Origin of the sequence: Mycolicibacterium houstonense, from assembly GCF_900078665.2 — a bacterium.
GTDB lineage: Bacteria > Actinomycetota > Actinomycetes > Mycobacteriales > Mycobacteriaceae > Mycobacterium > Mycobacterium houstonense.
Window position 1 is genome coordinate 4,159,272 of record NZ_LT546207.1, and the last position, 26,094, is coordinate 4,185,365.

At 68.2% G+C, this 26,094-nt stretch carries 21 protein-coding genes and 5 pseudogenes; 4 read left to right on the plus strand and 22 right to left on the minus strand.

The annotated features are described in order from the left end of the window. The 6 genes and pseudogenes from BN4332_RS20770 to rplM form a co-directional block, all read right to left on the minus strand. Nucleotides 1-475: pseudogene (locus tag BN4332_RS20770) on the minus strand (hypothetical protein); the annotation flags it as partial. Nucleotides 476-478: 3 nt separating this feature from the next. Further along, complete coding sequence (locus BN4332_RS20775) at nt 479-784, minus strand: type VII secretion target (protein ID WP_066901222.1); 306 nt, start codon at nt 782-784, stop codon at nt 479-481. Between the two features lie 37 nt (nt 785-821). Further along, nucleotides 822-2,003: a phosphohexomutase domain-containing protein gene (locus BN4332_RS20780; protein WP_066901224.1), complete on the minus strand. Its 1,182-nt coding sequence runs from the start codon at nt 2,001-2,003 to the stop codon at nt 822-824. A 136-nt stretch (nt 2,004-2,139) separates the two neighbouring features. Next, nucleotides 2,140-2,565, minus strand: coding sequence for a hypothetical protein (locus BN4332_RS20785; RefSeq protein WP_066901226.1), 426 nt, complete (start codon nt 2,563-2,565; stop codon nt 2,140-2,142). Nucleotides 2,566-2,838: 273 nt separating this feature from the next. Next, the gene (gene rpsI / locus BN4332_RS20790) at nt 2,839-3,315 is read right to left on the minus strand and encodes a 30S ribosomal protein S9 (protein ID WP_435405200.1); all 477 of its coding nucleotides are present in this window, start codon (nt 3,313-3,315) and stop codon (nt 2,839-2,841) included. 8 nt (nt 3,316-3,323) lie between these two features. Next, a complete protein-coding gene (gene rplM, locus BN4332_RS20795; RefSeq protein WP_066901228.1) occupies nt 3,324-3,767 on the minus strand; it encodes a 50S ribosomal protein L13 in 444 nt (147 codons plus the stop codon). 285 nt (nt 3,768-4,052) lie between these two features. On the opposite strand from rplM, the gene BN4332_RS20800 reads away from it, so the two are divergent. Continuing rightward, complete coding sequence (locus BN4332_RS20800) at nt 4,053-4,901, plus strand: type IV toxin-antitoxin system AbiEi family antitoxin (protein ID WP_066901230.1); 849 nt, start codon at nt 4,053-4,055, stop codon at nt 4,899-4,901. Nucleotides 4,902-4,962: 61 nt separating this feature from the next. On the opposite strand, the pseudogene BN4332_RS20805 reads toward BN4332_RS20800, so the two are convergent. The 9 genes and pseudogenes from BN4332_RS20805 to BN4332_RS20845 all read right to left on the minus strand — a co-directional run bounded on the left by BN4332_RS20805 (nt 4,963) and on the right by BN4332_RS20845 (nt 14,965). Beyond that, nucleotides 4,963-6,118: pseudogene (locus tag BN4332_RS20805) on the minus strand (HAD family hydrolase). Between the two features lie 26 nt (nt 6,119-6,144). After that, on the minus strand, nt 6,145-6,918 hold the full coding sequence (gene eutC / locus BN4332_RS20810) for an ethanolamine ammonia-lyase subunit EutC (RefSeq protein WP_066901232.1): 774 nt from the start codon (nt 6,916-6,918) through the stop codon (nt 6,145-6,147). Then, entirely contained in the window at nt 6,915-8,330 is a 1,416-nt protein-coding gene (locus tag BN4332_RS20815; RefSeq protein WP_066901234.1) for an ethanolamine ammonia-lyase subunit EutB, read from the minus strand. Before BN4332_RS20815 ends, eutC begins: the two co-directional genes overlap by 4 nt. After that, nucleotides 8,327-9,785 (minus strand): annotated as a pseudogene (eat, locus tag BN4332_RS20820) (ethanolamine permease). The gene BN4332_RS20815 and the pseudogene eat overlap by 4 nt, the downstream one beginning before the upstream one ends. 219 nt (nt 9,786-10,004) lie before the next feature. After that, on the minus strand, nt 10,005-10,367 hold the full coding sequence (locus BN4332_RS20825; protein ID WP_235654157.1) for a glycerol dehydratase reactivase beta/small subunit family protein: 363 nt from the start codon (nt 10,365-10,367) through the stop codon (nt 10,005-10,007). Continuing rightward, the gene (locus tag BN4332_RS20830) at nt 10,354-12,213 is read right to left on the minus strand and encodes a diol dehydratase reactivase subunit alpha (protein WP_066901236.1); all 1,860 of its coding nucleotides are present in this window, start codon (nt 12,211-12,213) and stop codon (nt 10,354-10,356) included. The genes BN4332_RS20825 and BN4332_RS20830 overlap by 14 nt, the downstream gene beginning before the upstream one ends. Beyond that, complete coding sequence (locus BN4332_RS20835) at nt 12,213-12,809, minus strand: propanediol/glycerol family dehydratase medium subunit (RefSeq protein ID WP_066901238.1); 597 nt, start codon at nt 12,807-12,809, stop codon at nt 12,213-12,215. The genes BN4332_RS20830 and BN4332_RS20835 overlap by 1 nt, the downstream gene beginning before the upstream one ends. 1 nt (nt 12,810) lies before the next feature. Further along, a complete protein-coding gene (locus tag BN4332_RS20840; protein ID WP_066901240.1) occupies nt 12,811-14,526 on the minus strand; it encodes a propanediol/glycerol family dehydratase large subunit in 1,716 nt (571 codons plus the stop codon). A 10-nt stretch (nt 14,527-14,536) separates the two neighbouring features. Beyond that, the gene (locus BN4332_RS20845; RefSeq protein ID WP_066901242.1) at nt 14,537-14,965 is read right to left on the minus strand and encodes a diol dehydratase small subunit; all 429 of its coding nucleotides are present in this window, start codon (nt 14,963-14,965) and stop codon (nt 14,537-14,539) included. Between the two features lie 125 nt (nt 14,966-15,090). On the opposite strand from BN4332_RS20845, the gene BN4332_RS20850 reads away from it, so the two are divergent. Then, a complete protein-coding gene (locus tag BN4332_RS20850) occupies nt 15,091-15,789 on the plus strand; it encodes a (2Fe-2S)-binding protein (RefSeq protein WP_066901243.1) in 699 nt (232 codons plus the stop codon). Between the two features lie 4 nt (nt 15,790-15,793). Here the strand turns inward: BN4332_RS20850 and BN4332_RS20855 are convergent, their stop codons facing one another. From BN4332_RS20855 to BN4332_RS20865, 3 genes and pseudogenes are all read right to left on the minus strand, one after another. Then, the gene (locus tag BN4332_RS20855; RefSeq protein WP_066901245.1) at nt 15,794-16,192 is read right to left on the minus strand and encodes a GlcG/HbpS family heme-binding protein; all 399 of its coding nucleotides are present in this window, start codon (nt 16,190-16,192) and stop codon (nt 15,794-15,796) included. 90 nt (nt 16,193-16,282) lie between these two features. Further along, nucleotides 16,283-17,806, minus strand: a complete 1,524-nt coding sequence (gene adh / locus BN4332_RS20860) for an aldehyde dehydrogenase (RefSeq protein WP_066901260.1) — start codon at nt 17,804-17,806, stop codon at nt 16,283-16,285. Between the two features lie 151 nt (nt 17,807-17,957). Next, a pseudogene (locus tag BN4332_RS20865) lies at nt 17,958-18,446 on the minus strand (transcriptional regulator); the annotation flags it as partial. A gap of 250 nt (nt 18,447-18,696) precedes the next feature. Between BN4332_RS20865 and BN4332_RS20870 the strand changes: the two are divergent. After that, nucleotides 18,697-19,776, plus strand: a pseudogene (locus tag BN4332_RS20870) (DEAD/DEAH box helicase); the annotation flags it as partial. A 120-nt stretch (nt 19,777-19,896) separates the two neighbouring features. Here the strand turns inward: BN4332_RS20870 and BN4332_RS20875 are convergent. The 4 genes from BN4332_RS20875 to eccCa all read right to left on the minus strand — a co-directional run bounded on the left by BN4332_RS20875 (nt 19,897) and on the right by eccCa (nt 25,497). After that, nucleotides 19,897-20,193, minus strand: a complete 297-nt coding sequence (locus tag BN4332_RS20875; protein WP_066901248.1) for a WXG100 family type VII secretion target — start codon at nt 20,191-20,193, stop codon at nt 19,897-19,899. A gap of 12 nt (nt 20,194-20,205) precedes the next feature. Next, nucleotides 20,206-20,529 (minus strand): WXG100 family type VII secretion target, encoded by a 324-nt coding sequence (locus BN4332_RS20880; RefSeq protein ID WP_066901250.1) that lies wholly within the window; start codon nt 20,527-20,529, stop codon nt 20,206-20,208. A 76-nt stretch (nt 20,530-20,605) separates the two neighbouring features. Next, nucleotides 20,606-21,754: a type VII secretion-associated protein gene (locus BN4332_RS20885; RefSeq protein WP_066901252.1), complete on the minus strand. Its 1,149-nt coding sequence runs from the start codon at nt 21,752-21,754 to the stop codon at nt 20,606-20,608. Further along, on the minus strand, nt 21,748-25,497 hold the full coding sequence (gene eccCa / locus BN4332_RS20890; protein ID WP_066901254.1) for a type VII secretion protein EccCa: 3,750 nt from the start codon (nt 25,495-25,497) through the stop codon (nt 21,748-21,750). The genes BN4332_RS20885 and eccCa overlap by 7 nt, the downstream gene beginning before the upstream one ends. Nucleotides 25,498-25,618: 121 nt before the next feature. Between eccCa and BN4332_RS20895 the strand changes: the two genes are divergently transcribed. Continuing rightward, on the plus strand, nt 25,619-26,094 hold a 476-nt coding region (locus BN4332_RS20895; protein ID WP_276527220.1), incomplete at its 3' end, for an EsaB/YukD family protein.

Consider the following 26,094-nt stretch of genomic DNA (forward strand, 5'->3'; position numbering starts at 1 on the left):
CCAGCCAGGCCCCGCGTTGCCCGGCCCGGCGCGCCTCGATCTGCACCGCGGCATCGACCTTGGCATCGACCGCGCGCCAGAGCGCGTCCCGCAGCCGGGTCAAAATGGTTGCCGCGCCGCGGATTCCGATGACCACCTGGGACGCCGACGACGCGTGCCGGGCCAGAAATTCCGTCGACGCCAGCGCGCCAGCACCCTGCCAGGCCGGTGACAGATTCTGAAAATGGCTGTCCTGCAGTCGCAATGCCTCCTCCGCCACGGCCGCGGTAGCGGCCAGCGCGTCACACTCGGCGGTCAACGTCCGCAGGTCCAGTCCGTCCTCGGTGGCATACCAGTCCCGCACCTGGTGGTGGTACCCGGTCAGATCGGGATGGGAGAAACCGAGCAGATGACAGGCCCAGACGTACTCGGTGATGGTGTCGACGGCAGCCTGGCCCTCGTCCAACCGGACAGCCGCGTCGACTCCGGCCGCCACCGCTCAGCCCACCCGAGCCGCGGCGCGTGCGTCGGCAAGCGCATACCGATCGACCGAGCCACGCAGCACCGCCGCAACCTCCGCACCGGCCCGCGCCCAACGACGCAGCCCATCCGTCAGCTCGTCGACCGCGATCCGCACCGCATCGCCATCGGCAACGTGGGCCTGCCCGGCGGCGGCACCGTCGAACACGGGTCCGCGTAGGCGGTCTCGCACCACCGCATCGAGATCGGCGGCCACCGCGTCATATCCGGCGGCCACCGCCGACAATGCCGCGGCGTCGACGCGAGCGGCAGCTACATCTCCCATGCCCGGTTTAGACGCAGCCGGGCGCTGTCCGGTTCCCTCAGGCGGTGTGACCGCTGACCGATTCGGCCACCCGCGCCGCGAGCAGGCGCGCCGTGTTCTCATCGGCTGCCTCGACCATCACGCGAACCACTTGCTCGGTTCCGGAGGGCCGCAGCAGAATTCGGCCGGTGTCGCCGAGTTCGGCCTCGGCCTGCGCCACCGCGGACTGCACCGATGGCGCGACCGCGACCGCCGCCTTGTCCTCGACCTGAACGTTGATCAGCACCTGCGGCAAGGTGCGCATCGGCTCGGCGAGCGCAGCCAGTGAGGTGCGGGTCTGGGCCATCCGCGACATCAGCCGCAGACCCGTCACGATGCCGTCACCGGTCGTGCCGAAGCCGGGCAACACGATGTGACCGGACTGCTCACCACCGAGCGAGAACTCGCCGGCCCGCAGCTCCTCCAGGACGTAGCGGTCGCCGACGCTGGTGGTGCGGACCTCGATGCCGGCCGCCCGCATGGCCAGGTGCAAGCCCAGGTTGCTCATCACCGTGGCGACCAGGGTGTTGGATGCCAGTTCGCCCGCCTGCTGCATGGCCAGCGCCAGCACGACCATGATCGCGTCGCCGTCGACCACCTGGCCGGTGGCGTCGACCGCCAGGCACCGGTCGGCGTCGCCGTCATGGGCCAGCCCCNGCGCGCAATCGACCACGACGGTCAGCCCGTCGAGCCGCGTCGTGACGGCCTTACCCGCATGCCGCAGGTAGCGGTCCAGCGCGTCCTCCGCGTCGAGGACCCGACCGATCCCCGCGCCCGTCGGGCGCAGCCCCGGCCCCGTGTTGACCAGATCCTCGATCCGGTCCTCGGCGGCATCATCGAGCTTGTGCCCGCCGGGTCCGAAGATCTTGATGCCGTTGTCGGGCATCGGATTGTGCGACGCGGAGATCATCACCCCGAAGTCGGCGTCATAAGCACTGGTCAGGTAGGCCACCGCGGGCGTCGGCAAGACACCGACCCGCAGGACGTCGACTCCCTCGCTGGTGATGCCGGCCAGCACCGCGGCTTCCAGCATCTCGCCGCTGGCCCGCGGATCCCGGCCCACCACGGCGACCCGACGGTCGTTGCCGGTGGAGTTGCCGAGACGCCGTGCCGCCGCCGAACCGAGTGCCACTGCCAGTTCGGCAGTCAGATCGCGATTGGCGACCCCGCGCACCCCATCGGTGCCGAACAGTCGACCCATGCCCTTAAACTTCTCATAATTGGCGGCCGGAAACACAACCGACGAGGTCAGCGACCATCCCGGGGCCGAATCGATATTCCCCTGTGATCACCGAATCACCGCCCGCGCGGGGCGGGCGGTGATCGGTGTCAGCTAGCTAGCTGCCTTCGCTGTCCGACGACGAGCCGCTGTCACCCGGTGCGGGCGCCACGGTCGACGGTGCGACGGTGCGTGGCGCGGTGCCCTCGGCCATGCCGCCCGGCCGCTCCGTGCTGCCGTTCTGGCTGAACGAGATGGTTCCGAGGTTGTTGGTGCAGACCACGTGGTCGGCGCTGTTGGCGTCGACTCCCTGGACGGCCGTGGTCAGCGAGGCCGTGTCGGTCGATTCGCACACTCCGGCCGCGATCTGGGCGGCCGCGGCGTTGTCGACGTTCTCCAGGACCGAGACATTGCCGAGCGAGAGGTTCACCTTGCCGTCCCCGGTCGTCTCAGGCGCCGCGGCGGCGACACCCATGCCGACGGTAAACAGCAGCGATCCGCCGAACACCGCGCCCGCGGCCGCTGTCTTCACGAAGTTCCCCACAATTACTCCTTCCGATCGGAAAGCGGCACCCGGTCCCCCGAGGTCGATACGACGATCACCGGTGGCAGGAACGTCCTGCGGGCACACCTTGTTGACACAAAGCGGCACCCAGCTCTCCACTCGGTGGGCTTCCACGCGCGCGTGGGCCTCAAACCCGAATCGGCGAGAAAGTTTCATTCAAAGCCGTATAGCCAGGTCAAGGACATAAAACAAACCCGCCGAGTGTGTACGTGACACACCCGGCGGGTTCGTTCGGCCGTAATGGCGAGGCGATCAGCGCTTGCTGTACTGAGGCGCCTTGCGGGCCTTCTTGAGGCCGTACTTCTTGCGCTCGATGGCACGCGGGTCACGCGTCAGGAAGCCGGCGCGCTTGAGGGCGGGCCGGTCCTCCGGCTGCACCAGGATCAGCGCACGGGCAATCGCCAGGCGCAGGGCGCCGGCCTGACCCGAGGGGCCGCCACCATCGAGGTGGGCGTAGATGTCGAACTGCTCGAGGCGGTCGACGGTCACCAGCGGGGCCTTGATCAGCTGCTGGTGCACCTTGTTCGGGAAGTAGTTCTCCAGGGTGCGGCCGTCCAGGTTGAACTGGCCGGTGCCGGGGACCAGGCGAACCCGCACCACGGCCTCCTTGCGGCGGCCGACGGTCTGGATCGGGCGGTCGATGATGACCGGCTCGCGGTGCTCCTGCTCCACCTCGACGCTCTCGGTCACGGCTTCGACGACGTCGGTGTTCTCACTGCCGTTCTCAATCGTTTCGGTCACTGGGCCACCTGCTTGATCTCGTACGGAACCGGCTGCTGCGCGGCGTGCGGATGCTCCGGGCCCGCGTAGACCTTGAGCTTCTTCTGGATCTGCCGACCGAGCTTGGTGTGGGGCAGCATGCCGATGATCGCGTTCTCGACGACGCGGGTCGGGTGCTTCTCCAGCAGCTCGCCGATGGTGCGCTTGCGCAGACCGCCCGGGTAACCCGAGTGGCTGTAAGCGAACTTGTTGGTGAGCTTGTTGCCGCTGACGGCAATCTTGTCGGCGTTGATGACGATGACGAAGTCGCCACCATCGACATTCGGCGTGAATGTCGGCTTGTGCTTGCCGCGCAGCAGGTTGGCAGCTGCCGCGGCGAGCCGGCCGAGCACCACGTCCTGGGCGTCGATGACGTACCACGTGCGCGTGGTGTCACCTGCCTTCGGCGTGTACGTAGGCACAGCGCTTACCTCTATCTATCTCGGGTTGGGTCCCGGAGCGATCCGGGTGCCGGTCAGGCATGTGCGGCAGATGTCCCGGCGACCGACGTTGACCCGGGACCGCATGCCCCAAAACAGGGCAGCACACACCAACGGAGCAGCTTACCGGTCGGCGTCCTCGCAGGTCAAAACGCGACTTCTGGCGCCGAGCGTTGGCTTGTGTGCGAGTTCTTCGAGAAATCTCGCACACAAGCCAACACTGGGCACAACGGGAACCGGCAACCCGTCCGCCAGCGTCCTATTCGCATGCCATTCCTGGGCACCGAGGCGCTGAGCGCCGGCAGGCTCAACCGCTACCAGCTGCGCACCCGGTATGAGGCGGTGTTCCGCAATGTCTACGTGGCGAGGGGCACCGAGCTGACGCCGGCGGACAAGGCCGTGGCGGCATGGCTGTGGTCGGACCGGCAGGCCACGGTTGCCGGGCTGTCCGCGGCCGCTCTGCACGGCGCCTTGTGGATCGATGCCTGGCACCCGGCCGAGATCAATCAGCCGAGCCGCTGCCGGCCGCCGGGCATTCTGATCCACAGCGACAGGCTGGCCGACGGCGGGAGCTCTCTGGTCCGTGGCATCCGAACCACCACGCCCGAACGCACGGCATTCGACCTCGGCCGCCGTCGCGGGCTCACGACGGCCGTCATCCGTGTCGATGCACTCATCCAGGCAACTCGGCTGAAACTTCCCGATGTGGCGGCGCTTGCCGACCGGCACCGTGGCGTTCGAGGCGTGGTGCAACTGCGACGAGTGCTCGACCTGGCCGACGACGGCGCCGAGTCACCACAGGAGACCAGGCTCCGGCTGGTGTTGACGGCGGCCGGGATGCGTCCGTCGCACACCCAGATCGAGGTGTTCGACCATGGCCAACAGGTCGGTCGCATCGACATGGGCTGGCCGGAATGGAAAGTGGGTGTCCAGTACGACGGGATTCAGCATTGGACCGATCCGAGGCAACGCACGCGGGACATCGACCAGACCGTCGAATACCAGGACCTCGGGTGGCGCATCGTCAGAGTGGGCGCCGACCTGTTGCGGTACCGGCAGGGCACGATCATCGGCCGGGTCCGCGCCGCCTTGCGCTCCGCGGGGGCTCCCTACTGACGAAAGTTGGCTTGTGTACCAGTTTTTCGAGAAATCTCGCACACAAGCCAACACTCGACGTCTACGAGACCCGGTCCTGCTGATCGGGCACCACGCTGCCGTCGGCCCGGTGCAGCGGGCCTTCCTTGCCGCTGGGCTCGATGTAGCCCTCGGTCGCACACTCGTAGGTGTCCCCCTTGTCCATCGGCTTGATGAACATCGGGTTGACCAGCCAGCGGCCGTCGGAGTTGTCGTAGGCCGTGCACATCAGCTCGGTCTTTTGACGGTTGAGCACCAGACGCAGCCCGGTGGCATCGCTGAGGAACGTGACGTCGGTATCGGAATCCCCGGCGGCGAAGGCGGCCCGCTTGGCGTCGGGCTGCTGCTCGAACGCGGCTGGCCCCTTGACCCCGAAGACATCTTCGTTGACCCGGCACCGCTTGCCCTCGATGTACGGGATGGCCGTCTCGCCACCGCACGGCACCAGCTTCGACGTCACGATGTCGCCGTTGCGTTCGGTCCGCACACCCATCACCTTGTCGGGCGTGAAACCGAGCTCGGCGGCCCACACCCGCACCACCGGCTCGGCCGATGCGGAGATGATGCGGACGTCGAAACCGTTGGCACGCAAGGTTTCCACCAGATCCCGCATCTGAGGGTAGTAGCGGACCCAGCCGGTTTCGTCGCCGCTGCCGACCTTCTGCTCGGTGCCCTCGGGCGCGTCGAGGTTCTCCTTGCGAGCGGCCTCGGCGAAGCCGGTCAGTTCGGATTCGGGCCAGCCGGCGAGCATCTGCGCGGCCCAGGCGTACGACGGCTCGAACCGGCGGGCATTGAAGCCGGCGAACGCCGGTTCGTNCGCCCGCGGCCTGCGGCGTGAGGTACGGGCTGGTGGTCGACCAGTCGCCGCCCGCGGGGGCCCGCAGCTTGCCGTTGCGCACCATCCAGAAGAAGGTGGCGTCGCCGATGTCGTTCTTGACCACGGTGTTGTCCCAGTCGAACAACGCCAGCGGCGCCCCGTCGGCCACCGAGCCGTCCGCCCCGCAGGTACCCAACTCCGCGAGCATCGCGTTGATCCGGTCCCGGTTGTCGCCGTACCAGCCGGCGTCCTCGGCCAGCGTGCGACAGTCAGGCGACTGCGCCGCCGGTTGCTTGGACTCGGTGCCCGAGCCGCACCCGGCGAGGGCCAGTACCGCGGTCACCGCGGCGACGAGCAGGGACAGCGGCGCACGTGAGGTCATCAAGGTTTCCCATCAGTTGGATGTGACTAGAGGAGTTCGGCCTGGCCCGAGCTGCCGAGCACCGAGGTCCGCGACGTGTCTTTCAGGTCGACGCCCGAACGCCCGAGCGCGAGTGCGCCATCGACCAGTCCGGCCGCCACCCGTGCGGCCTCGGCATAGCCCAAGCCGTCGGGCGGGTGGATGTTGGAGATGCAGTTGCGGTCGGCATCGGTGCGCCCGGGCATCGGCAGGTGGGTGAGGTAGATACCGAGGCTGTCGGCCACGCTGAGTCCGGGCCGCTCCCCGATGATGACGAGGAGAGTTCGGACGTGCGACTGGGCTCCTATGTGGTCACCGAGCGCGACCCGGGCCTGCGTGGCGATCACCGGCGGGGCCAGCGTGTAGCGGTCCTTGAGCTGCTCCACCAACGCCGCCAACACCGCGGCACCGTGGTGATCCAGCGCGGTCGGCGACAGCCCGTCGGCCAGGACGAAGCCGATGTCAGCCGGGGTGTCGGGTACCGACATGCCGTCGGCGGGGGCCCGGCCGAGGTCGGGGCGGCGCAGATATTCGTCGCGCGAGGTGGCTTTACTGGTCACCACGGTCGGCTCGCCGATGCCGACCTCGAGGACAGCTTCCACGAGCCGATCCACGTCCAGCGGCACGTGCACGGCGTCGCGGGCGGCGGCGTGCGCCGCGGCCAACTCGAGCACCCGGCGGGTGGGCAGCGCGTTGCCGGCCCGGCCCAGACCGATCCTGGCCTGCGTGGTCTTGCGCAGCTCGTCCCAGAACTCCTGAACGGCAACGTCATTCGTGCTCATGGCAGCTCCGCCGAGGTGAGCGACCGCAGCGCCGAACTTTCCAGATCGAACGGGGTCAGCTTGCCGGAGTCATCGACCATCCCGACGCGGCGCAGCCACGCCTCGAACTCGGCCGCCGGGCGCAGACCCAGCGTGCGGCGGGTGGTCAGCACGTCGTGGAACGACAGGCTCTGGTAGCCGAGCATGACGTCGTCGGCACCGGGCACGGTGATCACGAAGGCCACGCCCGACGCGGCCAACAGCGTCAGCAGGGTGTCCATGTCGTTCTGATCGGCCTCGGCGTGGTTGGTGTAGCAGACGTCCACGCCCATCGGCAGGCCGAGCAGCTTGCCGCAGAAGTGGTCCTCGAGGCCGGCTCGGATGATCTGCTTGCCGTCGTAGAGGTACTCCGGCCCGATGAATCCGACGACGGTGTTGACCAGCAACGGCTGCAGGTCGCGGGCCACCGCGTAGGCCCGGGCCTCCAGCGTCTGCTGATCCACCGGCTTGCCGCCGACACCCAGGTGCGCCCCCGAGCTGAGCACCGAGCCCTGCCCGGTCTCCAGGTACATCACGTTGTCGCCGACGGTGCCGCGATGAAGGCTGCGCGCAGCCTCGTTGCCCTCGCGGAGCAGCTGCAGGTCCACCCCGAACGCGGAGTTGGCACCCTCGGTGCCCGCGATCGACTGGAACATCAGATCCACCGGCGCCCCCGCCTCGATCAGGCCGATCGTGGTGGTGACGTGAGACAACACGCAGGACTGGGCGGGGATGTCGTAGCGCGTGCGGATCGAGTCGAGCAGGTACAGCAGGTCCGCGGTGGCCTGGGGCGAGTCGGTGGCCGGGTTGATCCCGATCACCGCGTCACCGCAGCCCAGCAGCAGCCCGTCGAGCACCGCCGCGGCGATGCCGCGTGGGTCGTCGGTCGGATGGTTGGGTTGCAGCCGGGTGGCCAGGGTGCCGCGCTTGCCGACGGTGGTGCGGAACGCCGCGGTCACCTCCGCGGCGGCCGACACCGCGATCAGATCCTGGTTGCGCATGATCTTGCTGACCGCGGCGACCATCTCGGGGGTCAAACCGGGTGCGACGGCGGCGAGCCGCTCGGCGCTGTGATCGTGGGATGCGATGTCCATCAACCAGTCCCGCAGCCCGCCGACCGTCAGATGCGAGATCTCCGAAAAGGCTTGGCGGTCATGGCTGTCCATGATCAGCCGGGTCACCTCATCGGTGTCGTACGGCACCAGTTCCTCGTTGAGGAACACCTCCAACGGCAGGTCCGCGAGCACCCAGGCTGCCGCGGCGCGTTCACCGTCGTGCTCGGCCGCGCATCCGGCGAGTTGATCGCCGGAGCGCAGCGGGGTGGCCTTGGCCATCACCTCGACGAGCCCGTCGAACCTGTAGGTCACCCCCGAGACCTGCTGGTGGTATTTCATTTCAGCGAACTCTCCGCCTCCGCGAGCATCGCGAATTCCTCATCGGGCGAGTTGGCCACCAGGCGGTGGCGGCTGTACACCGCGAAGTACAGCATGAACGCGCAGAACACGGCCAGGCACAGGCCCGAGGCGAGTGGGTCGACCAGGAACGTCGCGATGACCGCGACGATCGCGATGACCATCGCGAAGCCGGTGGTGACGATGCCGCCCGGGGTGCGGTACGGCCGCGGCATGTTGGGTTCGCGCACCCGCAGCACGATGTGGCTCACCATCATCAACACGTAGCTGAGTGCCGCGCCGAAGACCGCCATGTTCAGAACCAGGTCGCCCTTGCCGGTCAGCGAGAGCAGGAACGCGACGACACCCGGGACGATCAGCGCCAGCGTCGGGGCCTTGCGCTTGTTGGTCACCGACAGCGTGGTGGGCAGGTAGCCGGCCCGCGACAACGCGAAGGTCTGCCGCGAGTAGGCGTAGATGATCGAGAAGAAGCTGGCGATCAGACCGGCCAGGCCGATGTAGTTGACCAGCTTGGCCGCCGTGCCCTCACCGCCGAGCGCCTGCACCAGCGGGTCGTCCACGGTCGACATCGCTTCTGCGCCACCGGCACCCGTCGTCAGGAACAGCACCGTCACACACGTGACGATCAGCACGGTCATCGCGGCGATGATGCCGCGCGGCACATTGCGCTCCGGGTTGGCGGTCTCCTCGGCGGCCAGCGGGACGCCCTCGACGGCCAGGAAGAACCAGATGGCGAACGGAATGGCGGCCCAGATGCCCAGGTAGCCGTGCGGCAGGAACGCCGATGCGCCTGCGGCGGCCGCGTCGGGGGCGATGTCGGTCAGGTTTGCGGCGTCGAAGCTGCCGATGGCACTCACCGCGAAGATGACCAGGCCCAGCAGCGCCACGGCGGTGATGACGAACATCAGCCGCAGCGCCTCGCCGACTCCGGCGAGGTGGATGCCGATGAAGATGATGAAGGCGGCCAGATAGACCCACCAGCCCTTGTGAATCCCGAACAGCCCGAGGGATTCGACATAACCGCCGATGAAGGTGGCGATCGCGGCCGGCGCGNCCACGACACCCGCGAGGGAAGGTGGCGAGCGCGGCCGGCGGGATCGAGTACCCGATCAGAACCGGGGGGCCGGGCGCGAAACCGCCCCAGGGGCCGAGGGCGCGGCGGGCGAAGGTGTAGCCGCCACCTGCCGCGGGCAGCGCCGAGGACAGCTCGGCCAACCCCAGCACCATGCAGAAGTACATGGCGGCGATGATCACCACGGCGATCAGCAGGCCACCGAAACCGCCCTGCTCGAGGCCGAAGTTCCAGCCCGAGAAGTCGCCCGAGATGACGTAGCTGACGCCGAGACCGGCCAGCAGCAGCCAGCCCGCACTTCCGGATTTGAGCTGACGTTTCTTGAGATAGTCAGCGCTCTCCAGGTGTTCTTCCACACCCGCCATTTCAGACTCCTTCATTTACAACAGTTCGGTTGTCTCGTATGCGACGCCGGCCGAGGACGGTCTTTTCCGGCGCCGGCCCAACCTTTAACCCGGCAACACCGCCGGGTCGACGCCGGAATCGCCGGCGAGGTGACCTTCCAAAGGTATGAAACTCAACCTTTAATCGGAGATTATTGCCGCACTCCGCCGCGGTGTCTACCCCAACGGCAACATTCGTGGTCAATCGTCGGGTTTGAGCGGCACCCCGACCACGATCCGGGCCGCGTTGTGGCCCAGCACGCGGGCCGCCACAGCGTCGGCTCCTTCGCCAGAACACAACTCGGGCAACGGATCTGACAGCTTCGCGTGCTGCACGCACACGTCGCCGGCGGTACCCACGCCCACCCCTACATGCAACGGCGACCGCAGCGCCGCGCGGCGCGCCAGCTCCGCCGCCGGCACCTCCGCGTCTCCCGGAGCCAGCAGATACGGGACACCTTCTTCCTCGATGCCCGCCAGCACATCCCGTTCGACCGCACGGCTGCCCGCACTCAACACCACGATCGCGGGACGATCGGGCTGACCACCGCTATGCACTGACACTCGCTCCGACCAGCCGAGCGTGAGATGCCACCAGGCCGGTGGCCACCGCATTGCGCGGACCTTCCGATCCACGCACATTGCCTGTGCCGCAGACTATTCCGAAGGGGCCAACGGCGTCGGCGATGAGCTCGGGGATCTCGAAGTCCAGCGCGCAGCCACCGAGCAGCACCACGAACCCGATCTGACGCAGGTCCCCGCCGGGCGCGACAGTCCGCAGCGCGCGCAGCGCGTTGACGACGAAGACCCGCTCCTTGGCCGCGCGGCGCACCAACCTGATCCGTTCCATGGAATGCCGGGTGGGGATCGCATTCATGCCGTACTCGGCCAGCGTGACCACCCGCGCGAACGACGCGGCAGGCAACGGCTTCTCGAAGAACATCACGGTCCCGTTCTCCAGCCGCACGTGAAAGAAGCTCTCCGCCTTGCCCAATGGCGACCGCTTGATGTCCTCGGCCAGTTCCAGGTTGTCCAGGCCGAGCTCGGCGTCGATCAGCTTGGTGACCAGATCCCCCGCACCGGCCAGATGCACGGCCCTGATCTCAGCGTCCACCTCGATCAGTGCGGCATCCGTCGACCCGCCCCCGAGATCGAGCACCACCAGCGGCTTGTCGGTTCCCGGGGTGGTCAGCGCGCCCAGCGCCGCCATCTCGGCCTCGACACCGCCGACCATCACCTCGACACCCTGTGCCCCGGCAGCGCGCAACCGACCGCGCACCTCCTCGGCCACCGCACGCATTCCGCTTTCCCGAGTCCGCACCATCGCAGCCAGCGCGACCGCGTTCTCCAGGGCCACCTCGCCGGCGACCCCGCCACGAACCTCTTGCGGCACAAAGGTATCCACCGCCAGCAGATCTTGTATCCGCACGTCGGCGGGCGCGTGACCGGAGAGTTCGGCCATGCTGTGCCGGACGTTGGCGATCATGCCTCCGGTGTTGGTGCCGGACTCCCCCGCCACATCTGCCAGCGGAGCGACTCGCTCGACCGCACTCATGATCTCCAGTGCACCGCGCGACACGTCGACCGTGGCGCGTTTGTTCACGCCGGACAGCTCAAGTGAGCCGGCCGGGATACTGCGATCCGCCACATCGCCGGCGGGGGTGCGCACCACCACCGCCGAACGGTTGCCGGTCAGTGCCCGGGACACCGGTGAGATCACCTTCGTCGCGGCTGCGTCTAAATCGAAGATCGTCGCCAGCCCATAGGCATTGGACAAGGTCCGGATCGAGTTGCCGGGCGCGGCCACCTCGACCGCGGCCAGCATTCCCAGCGGGACCGCATCGATGCGCGATACCTCGTCGATCACCGGAACCACGGTGTCGAGCCGGTTGGCCACCAGAACGGCATCGTCGTTGCCCAGGATCACCCCGCGCACCACCAGCCCGCGTGCGGCCGCCGCATTGATCGCCCGGGCCGCGTCCTCGAAGTCCACTTCCCGGGGGACCACGACGATCACCTCGGTGCCAGAAGGGGTTTGCGCGAGCACGTCGAATGCGACGGTGACGCCGACACCGAGACCCCGGCCACCAGGGGTGCGCGGGTCATGGCCGATCATCGTCGACTCGGTGATGATGGTTTCGGTGATGGTTTCCATCGCCATGCCGCTGATCACCGGGGTGGCCTCGTTCAGCAGGACCAGGTCCAGCTCGGCCAACCCGATCGAGCTCGCCTCCAGCGCACGAGCCACCGCCTGGGCCACCCCTTCGACATTGCGAGGGGTGCCTTTGACGCCCGTCGTCGGCGTCAGCGCGGCCCCACGGAACCGGATCGAGCCGTCGGTTGCGACGACTGCGGCACTGGCCTCGGTCGTCGAGTTGCCGATGTCGACACCGACAACGGTCAGCGCCATCAGGTACCCAGTGCCTCAGGGGTCAGTGCGGCGAACTCCGGCGTCACCTCTACCGGACGAGCCTGCTTGCGAATCTGCTCGGTCTCTTTCAGATGCAGCAGCGCCGCCTTGGCCTGCCAGCGGGGCCGGGCCATCTGGTCATTGAGCGTCGGAACCGGTTCGGGTGACTCGCCTTTGGCGTACTGGGCGGCGTTCGAGCCGATCCGGCGATAGGTCTCCAACGTCATCAGCGGGCTCTGCGGGAACAGCTCGAGGCTGGACAACCGCGGGAGATCGCGCTGATGGATCATCGAGGTGCCGCGCGACAGGATGCCGATACCGATACCCGACCCGCTCAGCCTGGCCGCCGCGTGCGCGACCACGGCGAGGTCGCTGCTGTGCCTGACCCGGATGCATCGCGCCGCCACCTCCTGCTCCTCGATGCCGGCCAGGATCTGGCGGATCACCTCGGCATGAGACAGGCCGACGATGGTCTGGCTGAAGAAGTCGGCGAATGCCGGCGAAATCGCCAGCACCACTTCGTCGGAGCGCTTGCCTGGTTCGGCCGGCCGCTCGCCGGTGAACGTCAAGGTGCGCTGCCCGATCACTGCCGACATGTCACTCGACCTCCAGTTCAGGGTTCTCGGCGCTGGTCACGTGACGCAGCCGCTTCATCTCTTCCCAGCGCGCACCCGTCGGGCGGTAACCGGTTCCCGGACCCGCATAGTCATTTCGGTCGTTGACCGCCGACAGTGGCTGCAGCTCGCGCGTCATGATCGCCGAGGTCTGGAGGAGATCGCCCGACACCCGTTGCCGGAGCACAGCCAAGAGGTTCTCGGCGATGTCGGAAAACCCGGTGGATTCAAGCGCTTTCACCAGGTCCAGACCCGTCACGCCCCGGTCCATCACCTGCTGTGCGCCTTTGAGGTCTTCCAGGACGTCACGCGGGATCAGCTCGCGGCTGCCGTGGGCGTACACCGCGGCCTCGATCTCCGCATCGGTGATGGCGGGCAGGTCGAGGTAGGCGAACACCGCCTGCAGCGCCTTGCCCGCCCGGCCGCGCGCCGCCAGGATCTCGGACTCGTTGACATGGCGCAATCCGCCGTCGATCTGCAAGTCCCGCTGGATGGTGTTGAAGTCGTCGAAATCCTCGGCGTCGACATTGGACCCGGCGAACATGTTGTCGTAGTTCGGTGTTGCCGAATACCCGGAGGTGATGAAATCGGTGCCCGGCATCATCTGAGGCAACAGCCGCGCCGTCCGCCGCATCGGCGAATGCGAGAAGGACTGGTCATTGCCGGACGCGCATTCCAGGTCCACCGCCGAGGCGATCAGGTTCTCGGCGGCCACCGCCCGGATGCCCGCCGGCACCGCGCCCGGTACGCCGATGCACGAGATCGAACCGTTCTGCAGGCCCTGTACGCCGGCACCTTTCGCCACCAGGATGCAGCGGATCTCCAGGTACAGCATCGAACGGCCCTCGGCGTTGCCCATCTGCACCTCGGAACCGGTACCCGAAGTGAAGCGCATCTTGATCCCCCGCGACGCGTAGGCCGCCGCCAGGAAGGCCTTCGACCACGGGGTGTCGTCGCCGTCGACGAACACCGATTCCGTGCCGTACACCGAGATCGTTTCGGCGTAGGCGGTGATCCCGCGCATGCCCAGCTCCAGCTCGGTGGCCTCCTCCAGCGCGCACTGGGTCAGCCGCCCACCACAGCCGACCTGGCTGCCGATCTGCAGTGCCATCGCGACCAGCGGGGCGTAGCGCACCACGCCCAAAGTCGTTTCGACTTCTGAGAATCCGCGCAGGGACGCCTCAGCGGCTTCACAGGCCACCTGGAGTGGGTTGTCACGAGCGCTGGTGCAATGCGCCTGATTGGCCGTCGTACGACGGGCCCGCATCTTCTGCATCCCCATCATGATCTCGACGATGTTCAACGTCTTGGCGACCTCGAGCAGCTTGGCCGGGGTCAAGGCACCGGTCACCGCGATCACCTCGTCGCGGGTCACGTGGGGATCGACCAGCATCCGCGCGATCTCGACCGCCGGGATCGCCATGGCCTGTTCGGTGGTCGCCACGTCGATGGCGTGGTCGGCGATGAACTGGTCGATGAAGTCGAAATCGGCACGGGCCCGGCCGTCCATCTCGACGATCACCCCGTCGGCGACCCGCACGCTGGGCGCTGGGTCGAACTCACTGTCCAGCGCGACCATGCCGACCTCGGGCCATTCCTCGACGAAGCCGTCGAGGTTGACCGGCCGGTCCTCCAGTACCTTGGTGCGCTCGGACTGCCGGCGCGGGCCGGCCGAATGGTGTGCCGATACTGCCGTCACCGGTGTTCTCCTATTCGCTGGTGGCCAGGATGTCGCGACGCTCGTAGACGTCGGCGGCTTCGCGGACGAGCTCGGCCAGCAATGCCGCTCCGTATTTCGTGTCCAATTCGTCGGCGATCGCGTCGAGTTCGGCCTTGGTGGAGGCGTTGGGCCGCAGCGCGTTGTAGATCTGCAGCACCCGCTCGTCGCTGATCGCGGTCATCTCTGCCGCGCGACGCAGGTTCGAGCCGAGCTGCCGGCGTCCCACCTTCTCGGCGATCTGCGCCTGCAGCCGCAGGGTCTGCGGGGTGATCCGGAGATCCGACGCGGCGACCTCACCAGACATCACCGCATCCATCGTGATGTCGCCGATCGGCTTGCCGTTGGGGGTGAACAGCAGATCCTGGCGATGCGTGCTCAACGGGTAATCGACCGAAGGATCGAGGATCGGTTCCGTCATCCACTACTCCAACTGACTCGGGGCGGTTCTCCCACCGACGTGCGACACAACGCGGACCGATTGTGCGCTGCATCACGTTGCATCAAGGTTGCGCCGCAGGTCAGTGCGGCTAACCTGGCCCGACGATGGACGCTGGAAAATCCGATCCGATCGCCGCGCTGGGTGAATTCTTTGCCCTTTCCGCAGCCGACCCCGCCACCTGGCGACCGATCAGATCCCTGTGCGGGGACCAGGCGGCCGTGCACGAGTACACGGTGCGCACCCGGGCCGCAACCGCGTCCGGCTTCGGGATCGACGAAGCCGATGTGCCCGTCAAAGCGGCCGCGTCTTCGGTACACCTGTCGATCACCGCCAGACTGCTGTCGCCCGTTGTCGGCGCCGCGGCATGCCTGGGCACCGTCCCGCTGTTGACTCTGGATTCGCTGTTCTGGCAACCGGATTCGTCCCACCGACCCGTTCTCGGAACGGCTGGCACCGAATCGGTGAGCGAGACCGATCCGCACCGCGCCGCAGCCGTCATCGCCGGTTCGTTGATCGGAAACGTGCTGAGCCTGTTGAACGACACCATGCAGTCGGCGGAATCGCTTTCGCCGCAGGTGATGTGGGGCAACATCGCCTCGGCGGCCAACGGCGCGGTCACCGTGCTGGCACAGTCCCGTCCCGAAGCGCAGGCGCGCGGTCGCGACCTCATCGACGCGCTGATCGCCACCGAGCCGTTGCGCGGCACCGCAGAGGTTGTGGGACAACAGTTCCGGCGGCGCAACTGCTGCCTGTTCTATCAGGTGCCCGGCGGTGGCTACTGCGGTGACTGCGTATTGGCGTGACGGCCTACAGGGCCGCGACACCAGCGGTCGCCACGGCCACATCCTGATCGACACTGCCGGCACTCACCCCGACCGCACCGATCACGACGCCGTCGGCTTCGAGCGGTATCCCGCCGCCGAACACCACCAATCCGCCTGAGGTCTGCTCCAGGCCGTACAACTCTCCGCCCGGCTGACAGGCCCCCATCAGCGCGCTGGTGGGCAGGTTCATCATGACCGCGGTACGCGCCTTGCGGATCGAGATGTCGATGCTGGCCTTGATCGCGCCGTCCATGCGCACGAAGGCGACCAGGTGCCCTCCGTCATCGACCACGGCGATGTTCATCGGCTGGCCGATCTCTTCTGCCTTGACTACGGCGGCGTCGATTACCTTCTGCGCGGACGGCAGCGGCAGCGATGTCATATGTCTCTCCAGGTAGACCGCGAACGTTGGCTTGTGTGCGAGCTCTGCGGGGGTTGTCGCACACAAGCCAACGTTCGGCGGAGTTCGGTGTCAGAAGAAGCCCTGGGCCTTGTTGGCGTAGCTGACCAGCAGGTTCTTGGTCTGCTGGTAGTGATCGAGCATCATCTTGTGGTTCTCGCGGCCGATGCCGGACTGCTTGTAGCCGCCGAACGCCGCGTGGGCGGGGTAGGCGTGGTAGCAGTTGGTCCACACCCGGCCGGCCTTGATGTCGCGACCGGCCCGGTAGGCGGTGTTGCCGTTGCGGCTCCACACGCCGGCACCCAGGCCGTAGAGGGTGTCGTTGGCGATCGCGATGGCGTCGTCGTAGTCCTTGAACGACGTGACCGCCACGACGGGACCGAAGATCTCCTCCTGGAACAGCCGCATCTTGTTGTGGCCGGTGAAGATCGTCGGCGCCACGTAGAAGCCGCCGTTGAGATCACCACCCAGATCGGCCCGCTCACCGCCGGTGATCAGTTGGGCGCCTTCGGATTTCCCGATCTCGATGTAGGACAGGATCTTCTCCAGCTGATCGTTGGAGGCCTGGGCGCCGATCATCGTCTCGGTGTCCAGCGGGTCGCCCTGACGCACCGCCTTGGTGCGGATGGCGGCCAGCTCCAGGAACTCGTCGTAGATGTCGGCCTGGATCAGCGACCGCGACGGGCAGGTGCACACCTCACCCTGGTTCAGGGCGAACATGGTGAACCCTTCCAGGGCCTTGTCCTGGAAGTCGTCGGCCGCCGACAGCACGTCGGAGAAGAAGATGTTGGGGCTCTTGCCACCGAGCTCGAGGGTCACCGGGATCAGGTTCTGGCTGGCGTACTGCATGATCAGCCGGCCCGTGGTGGTCTCACCGGTGAACGCGATCTTGGCGATCCGGTTGCTCGAGGCCAGCGGCTTGCCGGCCTCCACACCGAAGCCGTTGACCACGTTGACCACACCGGCAGGCAGCAGGTCCCCGATCAGCGACATCAGGTACAGCACCGAAACCGGGGTCTGCTCAGCAGGTTTGAGCACCACCGCGTTGCCCGCGGCCAGCGCGGGGGCCAGCTTCCACACCGCCATCAGGATCGGGAAGTTCCACGGGATGATCTGGCCGACCACGCCGAGCGGCTCGTGGAAGTGGTACGCGACGGTGTCCTCGTCGATCTGCGACAGCGAGCCTTCCTGGGCGCGCAGCACGCCGGCGAAGTACCGGAAGTGGTCGATCGCCAGCGGGATGTCGGCGTTCAGCGTCTCCCGGATCGGCTTGCCGTTGTCCCAGGACTCGGCCAGCGCCACGGATTCGAGGTTCTCCTCGATGCGGTCGGCGATCTTGTTGAGGATGACGGCGCGCTCGGCCGGTGAGGTCTTGCCCCATGCGGGCGCGGCCGCGTGGGCGGCATCCAGCGCCTTCTCGACGTCGGCCTCGGTGGACCGGGCCACCTCGCAGAACACCTGACCGGTGACGGGCGTCGGGTTCTCGAAGTAGCGGCCCTCGGCCGGGGCGACCCACTCGCCGCCGATGTAGTTGTCGTAGCGGGATTCGAACGACATCACGGCGCCCTGCGCGCCCGGACGTGCGTATACGGTCATGGCAATCTCCTGCATTCGGACACCGATATGTGTCGGTCGTCACTAAAGGTAGTCAGCAGTAGGTTGCAGCACAGTTGCACACGTGGAATCGACCGTGGCAATCCCCGGCCCGGGGGCATCGGCACGTCGGCGAGCCGACAAATCGGCANCCCAGGATCTGCAGTTCGCGGTCGAGCGCCAAGGCGGTGCCGGGCGCATTCGTCCCGGCCGTCCGCTCACTCCAGTCCGACCCCGGCACGAAGTTCATCGCCTCGGCCTTGCGGCGCACACCGGCGTCGCCCTCGACCCACAACAGGGTGCCGTCGGCAGCGGTGATCGCCACCAGGACGCCGGCGTCGACAGCGTCCTCGACCAGCAGGCGCCGGATCAACGGCAGGGTGGGCGCGAGCGGATGCGCATTGCGCAGCTCGGCCAGCGCGGCCGCTGCGGCGGCCGCCCGAGTGCCCAGGTCCGGGTCCACCCCGGTGGCGAGGCTGCGCTGCCAGCTCTCCACGATGACGCGACGCACCGGGGTGGAATCCAGCGCAGCGGCGTCTACCTGGCCCTCGATGAACAGATCATGGATAGCGCGCACCTTCGCGGGAAGGGCCCGGGTCGACATCCGGCCTCCCGCGTTCTTCGATGCGGCCACGGCGATCATCTCTCCCGGCGTCGGGCCATTGACATGGCATTCACGCGTATCCGCCAGGATAGTTGACCGGCCTGACCTGTGATGGATCCCACCCGTAGGTCAGCCGCTCGAAGGCGGGGAAACCGCCCCGGTACCGGTATGGTTGAGCCGTCGCGGCTTGCCTGTTCTGCCTCTGCCGCAATCTCGAACTTCAATCTCAGCGCCGCGGGATTCACCCGCGCCGGGCAGGACAACCGCCCTCTTTCTTCGGAGTTTGTTCTTGTCTGCCCAGACCTCATTTGCTGACCTCGGCCTGCCCGCAGAGCTGGTGGCCGCCCTCGCCGCCAACGGGGTGCACAGCCCCTTCCCCATCCAGGCCGCCACCCTGCCCGACTCGCTGACCGGCCGCGATGTGCTCGGCCGCGGCCGCACCGGGTCCGGCAAGACCTACGCTTTCCTGCTTCCGCTGGTCGCCCGCCTGGCCACCAGCGGCACCCGCCGGGCGCCGAACCGCCCCCGCGCCCTGATCCTGGCGCCGACCCGTGAACTCGTCACCCAGATCGAGGCCTCACTGGCCCCGCTGGCCGCGGCCACCGGGCTGCGCTCGATCAACATCTTCGGTGGTGTGGGACCCAACCCGCAGATCGCCGCGCTGCAGCGCGGGGTCGACATCGTGATCGCGTGCCCCGGGCGGCTCGAGGACCACGTCAAGTCCGGCCACGCCGACCTGTCCTCGGTGGAGATCACCGTGCTCGACGAGGCCGACCACATGGCCGACCTCGGTTTCCTGCCCGGTGTGAAGCGGCTGCTGGACCGCACGCCGAAAAACTGCCAGCGCCTGCTGTTCTCGGCCACCCTCGACGCCGGCGTGGACGTGCTGGTGGACCGCTACCTGCACGACCCGGTGGTGCACAGCGTGGACTCCGCGCAGTCGCCGGTGGCCGCGATGGTGCACCACGTGCTGCACGTGGACAACGCCACCCGGATCAACGTGGTCGCCGACCTGGCCGCCGCGCCCGGCCGCACCATCGTCTTCGCCCGCACCAAGTACGGCGCCAAAAACCTGACCCGTCAGCTCAATTCGCGGGGCATCTCGGCAGTGGAGCTGCACGGGAACCTGTCCCAGAACGCCCGGACCCGCAATCTGACGGCGTTCTCCGACGGCTCCGCCGCGGTGTTGGTCGCGACCGACATCGCCGCCCGCGGTATCCACGTCGACGACGTCAGCCTCGTCGTGCACGCCGACCCGCCAGTCGAGCACAAGGCCTACCTGCACCGGTCGGGGCGCACCGCCCGCGCAGGCAACGAGGGCACCGTGGTGACGATCATGCAGGACGCCCAGGTCTCCGACGTCCGCAGCCTNGGCGGGCACCGGCGCCCCCGACGGGCCGGCGACGCCAGCTCCAGCCGCTAGCCCGAAAGTGTGCGGTCCCGCCCGGTCCTCTCCACCGAACGGGACCGCACCGGCTCGTGATCGGCCTCAGCCGCCCCAGGCGTTCGCGGCACTGCGATCGGTGGCGGCCACATCGTCGGCACCGTCGCGTACCGCATTGCCCAACGCGAACAGCATGTCGTTGAGCGCCGCCGCGGCCTGGTTCCACCGCGCCTGCTCGACGGCATAGGCCTGTGCGGCCTCCCGGGTCCAGGTCTGCTGCAGCGGCGCGATCTGCGATCGCAATTCATCGAGGGCGGCGTTGAACCGGCTCGAGGTGGTGTGGATCTCCTGGCGGACGGTGTACTCGATCTCGCCGAAGTCGTAGGACAGCACCTGATCCATCACGCGCCCCGATCAGATGCCGTCGCCGACGGCGCCGAGGCGCTGAGCATGGGTATCGGCAGCGGCCCGCAGCGTGCGCTCGTTGGCGCGAACGGTCTCGGCGATGCGGCCCAGCGTGGTGTGCAGAGTCAGCGATTCGCGGTTCCAGCGGTCCACCACGTCACGGAACCGCACGGCCGCCGCGCCACCCCACACCGTGGGCGGGACGGTGCTCATCCGGCCGATGAACAGTTGCAGCATGGCCCTGATGTCGTCGTTGAGCCCGTCGATCCGGCCGGCCACGCTGTTCATTACGTCGAAATCGGCGCCCAGCGGCCCCGTCGGTCCTGGTGACATGTGCTCTGGCCTCCGGTCTTGTCTTGCGGGATATAACAATTCGACGCAGCCCAGCCCGATTCGGTTCCACCTGATTTCACGACACCACGTGCGCAGAGCGGATCGCCGCCTCGCACGCGGACCGGACCGCTTCACTGCCGCCCGGCGGGCACTGACATCCGATCGCGATGCGCACCGGGCCGTCCACGAAAACCGCCCAGCGGATCTCCCGCCCGGCACGGACCTCCCGGTAGCTGACCACCTGGCGCGCGGCGACCACGGCGGCCGGATCGAAATCGGTGAACACCCCCGGCGGCTGTTCCCGCAGTGCCCGATACAGGATCTCGGCTACCGGACCGTCGCCGACCCCGGACTGGGTCAGGTGAACCATCACCTGTGGGTCGGACGGCGAAACCACCTGAACCCGAGCCGATCCCGGTCCGTCGGTCACCCGGTCCACAGTCCATCCGGCCGGAATCCGCATACCCACCCGGCCCTCCACCAGAACGGTCATCGCGGGTTCGCCCGCAGGAAGGCCGTGGCCGGCGAGGGCGATCCCGCCGAGCGTCACTGCCAGAGCCAGTGCGGCGCAGACCACCGGGCGGCCGCGACGCACCGGCCTGGCCGAGACGTCGCCGACGGCGGACTCCGGTGTGTCGAGGACGTCGCGCCACCGCTGTGCGTCAGCCAGCGCCGCCACCACCCCGCGCCGGCGCAGCCCGGCCACCACCGACTCACCCAGAACCCTCGCCCCGGCGACCTCCGGTGGCGCGTCGACGCTCACCTCGACCGGCACACCGGCCATCGCCATCACGGTGCGTACCACCATCTCCGGATCGAGTTCGGCGTCGAGGTGCCGGGCCATCATGACCGGTTCGGCATCGGCAGCCGTCATCGTCACGACGTCGTCGGCGATCTCGACGACCACCCAGGATGTGCTCGCCAAAGGCGCGCTCAGAGCCTGGAAACGTTGGATCACAGCCACTTCGGCGCCACCAGCGGCCCGCACCCGCTCCCTGTTTCGGGCCGTCCAGTGGGACGGACACACCACCGTGAGATTCGGTGCACCGGCCGCCGCGGCGTCGAGGACCTCCGCCCACAGCTCAGGCACCGTGACGAGTTCGTCTCCGACCAGCACGATCTCGTCGTCGATGCCGGCCACCGCCGCTGCCGCACGGTCAGCCGGCACCGGTCCCGGTCCGCGAACAGACACCGGCCCGGCCTCGATGACAGCGGCTCTCACCATGTTTCGGCCCCGCCGGACAGTTTGACCTGAATCAGCTGATCGGGCGCCGCACGGGTGATCAGGGTGCCGCGCCCGGGCGGAAGCCGCACCGGCCGGGTCGTTCCCAACAGCACTCCGTCATCGGGGCTCGCGCTCATCATCAGGCCCATGCAGCCCAGATCCTTGACCGCGGCCAGCACCGGATCGAACATCGCGCGTGCCGCGCCGCCGGAACGGCGGGCCAGGATCAGATGCAACCCGAGGTCACGGGCATGCGGCAGGTATTCCAGCAGTGCCGACAGCGGATTCGCCCCGGCCCCGGCGACCAGGTCGTAGTCGTCGACCACGATGTACAGCTCCGGACCGACCCACCACGAGCGGTCCCGCAGCTGCCGCTGGGTGACATCAGGCCCGGGCAGGCGGGACCGCACCAGCCCGAGCACCGAAGGCAGCACGGCGTCCAACGCCCCTGCCGATGCGGCGTACCCCGCCAGATGGTCGGACTCCACCGTGCCCAGCAAGGACCGGCGAAAGTCCACGATGAGCAGCTGCACGTCGGCCGGTTCGTTGGCGGCCACCAGGTCTCGGCACAGCGTGCGCAGCGCGGTCGACTTGCCGCAACCGGCGTCGCCGAGGATCAGCAGATCGGGCTGGGCGGCGAAATCGACCAGCGCCGGGGCGAGTTCACGCTCGCCCAGCCCGAGCACCACCTCGGTGGCCGGGCACCTCCGGGTCACCGCACCCAGCTCCTGCACCCGCACCGGCAGCAGCCGGATCGGCGGCGCCTGCGCCGTCCCGTGTTGAGCACGCAGGGTATCTGCCACCCGCTCCCATGCCGCACCGATGCCGCCGTCGCTCGCGGTGCCGTCCAGCCGGGGCAGCGCGATCAGCAAGTCACGTCCCTCGTTGGTGAGGCCGCGTCCGGGCGCGCACTGCCCGATCTGCCGGGCCCGCTTGCGGTCCATCTCTGATTCCGCCGGATCGCCGAGCCGCAGCTCGATACGGGTGCCCAGTTGGTCCTTGAGCGCGGGGCGGAACTCCGCCCAGCGTGATGCGGTGATCACCACATGCACACCGCGCGAAAGCCCTTGTACCGCAAGCGCTGTGATCGGCGCCTCCAAAGATTCGACTTCGCCACGGAACGTCGACCAACCGTCGATGATCAGGAAGACATCACCGTAGGGGTCCTCGATCTCGCCGGCTGCCCGGTGCGCGCGGTACTCGGCCATCGACCCGACACCCAGATCACCGAACCGCCCCTCACGGGTGCTGACCACGGCCTGCAGTTCGGCCACCATGCGGCAGGCCAGATCGGCTTCCCCGCGCCCGGCCACCGCTCCGACGTGCGGCAGCTCCCGCAACGCACCCATGGCACCGCCACCGAAATCCAGGCAATAGAGCTGGACGTCACCCGGCGGATGGGTGGCTGCCAGCGCCAACGCCAATGTCTTTGCCGCCGTGGATTTTCCGGTCTGTGGCCCGCCGACGATGGCGACATTGCCCTGTCCCCCACCCAGCGCAACCATCAACCGATCGCGGCGCTGCTCGTAGGGTCGGTCCACCAACCCGATCGCGACCTCGAGTGGACGGGCATCGGACAACAACACGTCACTGAGCGGTATCGCCTGCGGCAGCGGAGCAAGCCAGACCTGGTGCGCGGCCGTCCCGTGCCCGTCCAGACGCCCGAGCACCCGCTGCAACACGGTCGTCGTCGGCGGGGGTTCCGGGCGGACCGTAGCCGGGGCCCAGGGCGCTGTGAAGCGTCGCGCAGCCGTCGGGCGTGGTCGTGATGATCGTTCGACCACCGGGCTGTGCGCCGACGCGTACGCGGCCTGGAACCTGGCGATCTCACCGGAGGGTGTCTTGAGGTAGGCCGCGCCTGGCGTGTTCGGTAGTTCATAGGCGTCGGGTACGCCGAGTACCGAGCGGGACTCGTTGGGTGAGAACGTCTTGAGGCAGACCCGGTAGGACAGGTGACTTTCCAGGCCACGCAGCCGGCCTTCGTCCAGGCGCTGGCTGGCCAACAGCAGATGCATGCCCAGAGATCGCCCGACCCGGCCTATCGCCACGAACATGTCGGCGAAATCGGGGTGCTGCTGCAGCAGTTCGGAGAATTCGTCGACGACGATCAGCAGCGTGGGCAGCGCGGGCAGATCGGAGCGGCGCCGGTATTCGGCGATGTTGGCCAGGTTCCCGGCCGCCCGCAGCAGCTCTTGTCGCCGCGTCATCTCGCCGGCCAGCGCATCGGCCATGCGATCCACCAACTGCGCCTCCTCGGCCAGATTGGTGATCAGCGCACTGACATGCCGGGCTCGCTGCAGGCCGAGAAATGTGGCGCCGCCCTTGAAGTCGACGAGTACCAGGTTGAGCGCGTCGGGTGAATGCGTCGCGATGAGTCCGGCCACCAGCGTGCGCAGCAGTTCGGACTTGCCAGATCCGGTAGCGCCCACACACAGCCCGTGCGGTCCCATCCCGCCATGCGCCGCCTCCTTGAGATCGAGGTCGAGCACCGTGCCGTCGTCGCGCCAACCGACTGGAACCCGCAGGAACCGTTGGCCGTCCCGCGACCGCCACATCGTCGGCGGGTCGAGGCCGGCCGGGTCGTGGATGCCGATCAACTCGAGCCAACCGGAGTTGGCCGGCGGGGCGGCGCCACGGTATCGCGCCAGCCGCCGGGCGCAGGTGACGGCCTGCGCATGGGACATCTGATCGGGCCGCGCCGAGATCCCGCCGCCGGACATCCCTTCGGCGCCCAAGACCAGATGTAGGTCAGCCCTTACGCTTTCGGTGGGGTCCGCGACGGTCACCAGTGTGATGCCCGGCCCGGGATCGGCGACGGGTGCGGCAGCGGAGTCCACGATGACGACGGTGTGCGCCGGCGGCTCGGCCGCGGGCAGCGCGGACAGCGTCCGGAACCGCAGGATCTCGGGTTCTCCATCGCAACCTGGCTGCCAGTGGTGGTCAAGCCATTTCAGCCAGTCCCAGTCGCGCGCGGTCGCCGCGTCGAGTACCGCGGCGATCCGAAGGTGGTGCGGACCGTGTGCGGTTGCCAACTGGCAGACCACCGCGCGCATCAGAGCCCGGACCGCGCCGGGTGGCCCGCTCACACCGAGATGCCCGAGACCGCGGAGATTGACGGTGATCGGCACATCCGCGACCCTCGAGCGCCGCCGGATCAGTTGTGCCAGAGCCGATGACGTCACCGGATCCACGTCGTGTCCCGGGGCGGGGGTCGCGGCGACCAGGCGGGTGGACAGCGGCCGCTCCCCCACGCCGATCCGTACCTCGCCGAAGTCAGGTGCATCAGGTTCGCGGTTCCACATGAGGTCACCTCCGGCCAGCGTCCACAGCTGCCCCGGTTCCGGATGGGCCCTGTTGAGCTCCTGCCATTGCGAGTGCGCAGTGTGTCCGGCCGCGGCATCGATGCCGTCCAGATACCGCAGGTACTCGCAGCGGTCCCGGTGCAGTTCGGTTGCCCGGCCGCCGGTCTTGAGGCTGTAGGCAACCGTGCCGAGCGCCGACATGATCATGATGACCGGGAACATCATGAAGCCCGGTCCACGGCCGGCCGCCGCACCCGAGGTGACGTACACCGCGATCATGCCGGCCATCGCGACCACGAGCGCCAGCGGCAGCAGCCGGGTCAGCAGGCTGACCGGGGTATGCCGGGGTAATGCGGGCGGCGCATCGATCAGGACCTCACGGGACGGCGGTTCGGCCAGGGTGAGGCCGCCGGTGGCGCGAGGTGCTCGGATGGGTTCCATCGACGTTTGGACGCACGCGGGGCCCGTCGGGTTCCGCTCCGGAACCGGAAATATTCGTGCACGGGGCCCGGTGCCGGGTCGGTTAACGTGACAGAAGCGGCGTCAACCGGGGGGTGATGCGATGCCGGATTCGTTGCGCCACGTGTCGATTCACTTCGGGTCACCGGGCCAGATGGGCGATGGCGCCTCGGTGGACCTGTCGCTTCCCGCGGCCCTGACGGTGGGCGAGGTACTGCCCTGGATCGTCGACGCCCTCGACGTCGGTGACGGCACCTCGCGGCGCTGGCAACTGACGCACCTGGGCGGGCAGATTCTGGATGAGTCGACCACCTTGGCGCAGAACGATATTCAAGACGGCGATCTGCTCGTGCTGACCACGGTGTCCGAACAACCCAGGCCCCAGCGAGCGCTCGTCGCGACGCTGACGCCGGACTCCCCGGACAGTGGCCTGCCCATCGCGCTGCGCCTCACGGGTTGCCTCTGGGCTTGTGCACTGGGCATCGTGGCGCTGATGTGGGCCGGGCTCGGCAGCCACGGCTGGGGCCGGATCGCGGCGACCGCGGTGGCAGCCGTCGTCGTCACCGCCGTGGCGGTCGG

Excerpts from the sequence above, each read along its gene's own strand:
- BN4332_RS20775 (WP_066901222.1), bottom strand. The coding sequence starts at position 784 with ATGGGAGATGTAGCTGCCGCTCGCGTCGACGCCGCGGCATTGTCGGCG.
- BN4332_RS20800 (WP_066901230.1), top strand. The coding sequence starts at position 4,053 with ATGCCATTCCTGGGCACCGAGGCGCTGAGCGCCGGCAGGCTCAACCGC.
- eutC (WP_066901232.1), bottom strand. The coding sequence starts at position 6,918 with ATGAGCACGAATGACGTTGCCGTTCAGGAGTTCTGGGACGAGCTGCGC.
- BN4332_RS20815 (WP_066901234.1), bottom strand. The coding sequence starts at position 8,330 with ATGAAATACCACCAGCAGGTCTCGGGGGTGACCTACAGGTTCGACGGG.
- BN4332_RS20830 (WP_066901236.1), bottom strand. The coding sequence starts at position 12,213 with ATGGCGCTGACCGTTGTCGGTGTCGACATCGGCAACTCGACGACCGAG.
- BN4332_RS20835 (WP_066901238.1), bottom strand. The coding sequence starts at position 12,809 with ATGTCGGCAGTGATCGGGCAGCGCACCTTGACGTTCACCGGCGAGCGG.
- BN4332_RS20845 (WP_066901242.1), bottom strand. The coding sequence starts at position 14,965 with ATGACGGAACCGATCCTCGATCCTTCGGTCGATTACCCGTTGAGCACG.
- BN4332_RS20850 (WP_066901243.1), top strand. The coding sequence starts at position 15,091 with ATGGACGCTGGAAAATCCGATCCGATCGCCGCGCTGGGTGAATTCTTT.
- BN4332_RS20855 (WP_066901245.1), bottom strand. The coding sequence starts at position 16,192 with ATGACATCGCTGCCGCTGCCGTCCGCGCAGAAGGTAATCGACGCCGCC.
- adh (WP_066901260.1), bottom strand. The coding sequence starts at position 17,806 with ATGACCGTATACGCACGTCCGGGCGCGCAGGGCGCCGTGATGTCGTTC.
- BN4332_RS20875 (WP_066901248.1), bottom strand. The coding sequence starts at position 20,193 with ATGGATCAGGTGCTGTCCTACGACTTCGGCGAGATCGAGTACACCGTC.
- BN4332_RS20880 (WP_066901250.1), bottom strand. The coding sequence starts at position 20,529 with ATGTCACCAGGACCGACGGGGCCGCTGGGCGCCGATTTCGACGTAATG.
- BN4332_RS20885 (WP_066901252.1), bottom strand. The coding sequence starts at position 21,754 with ATGGTGAGAGCCGCTGTCATCGAGGCCGGGCCGGTGTCTGTTCGCGGA.
- eccCa (WP_066901254.1), bottom strand. The coding sequence starts at position 25,497 with ATGGAACCCATCCGAGCACCTCGCGCCACCGGCGGCCTCACCCTGGCC.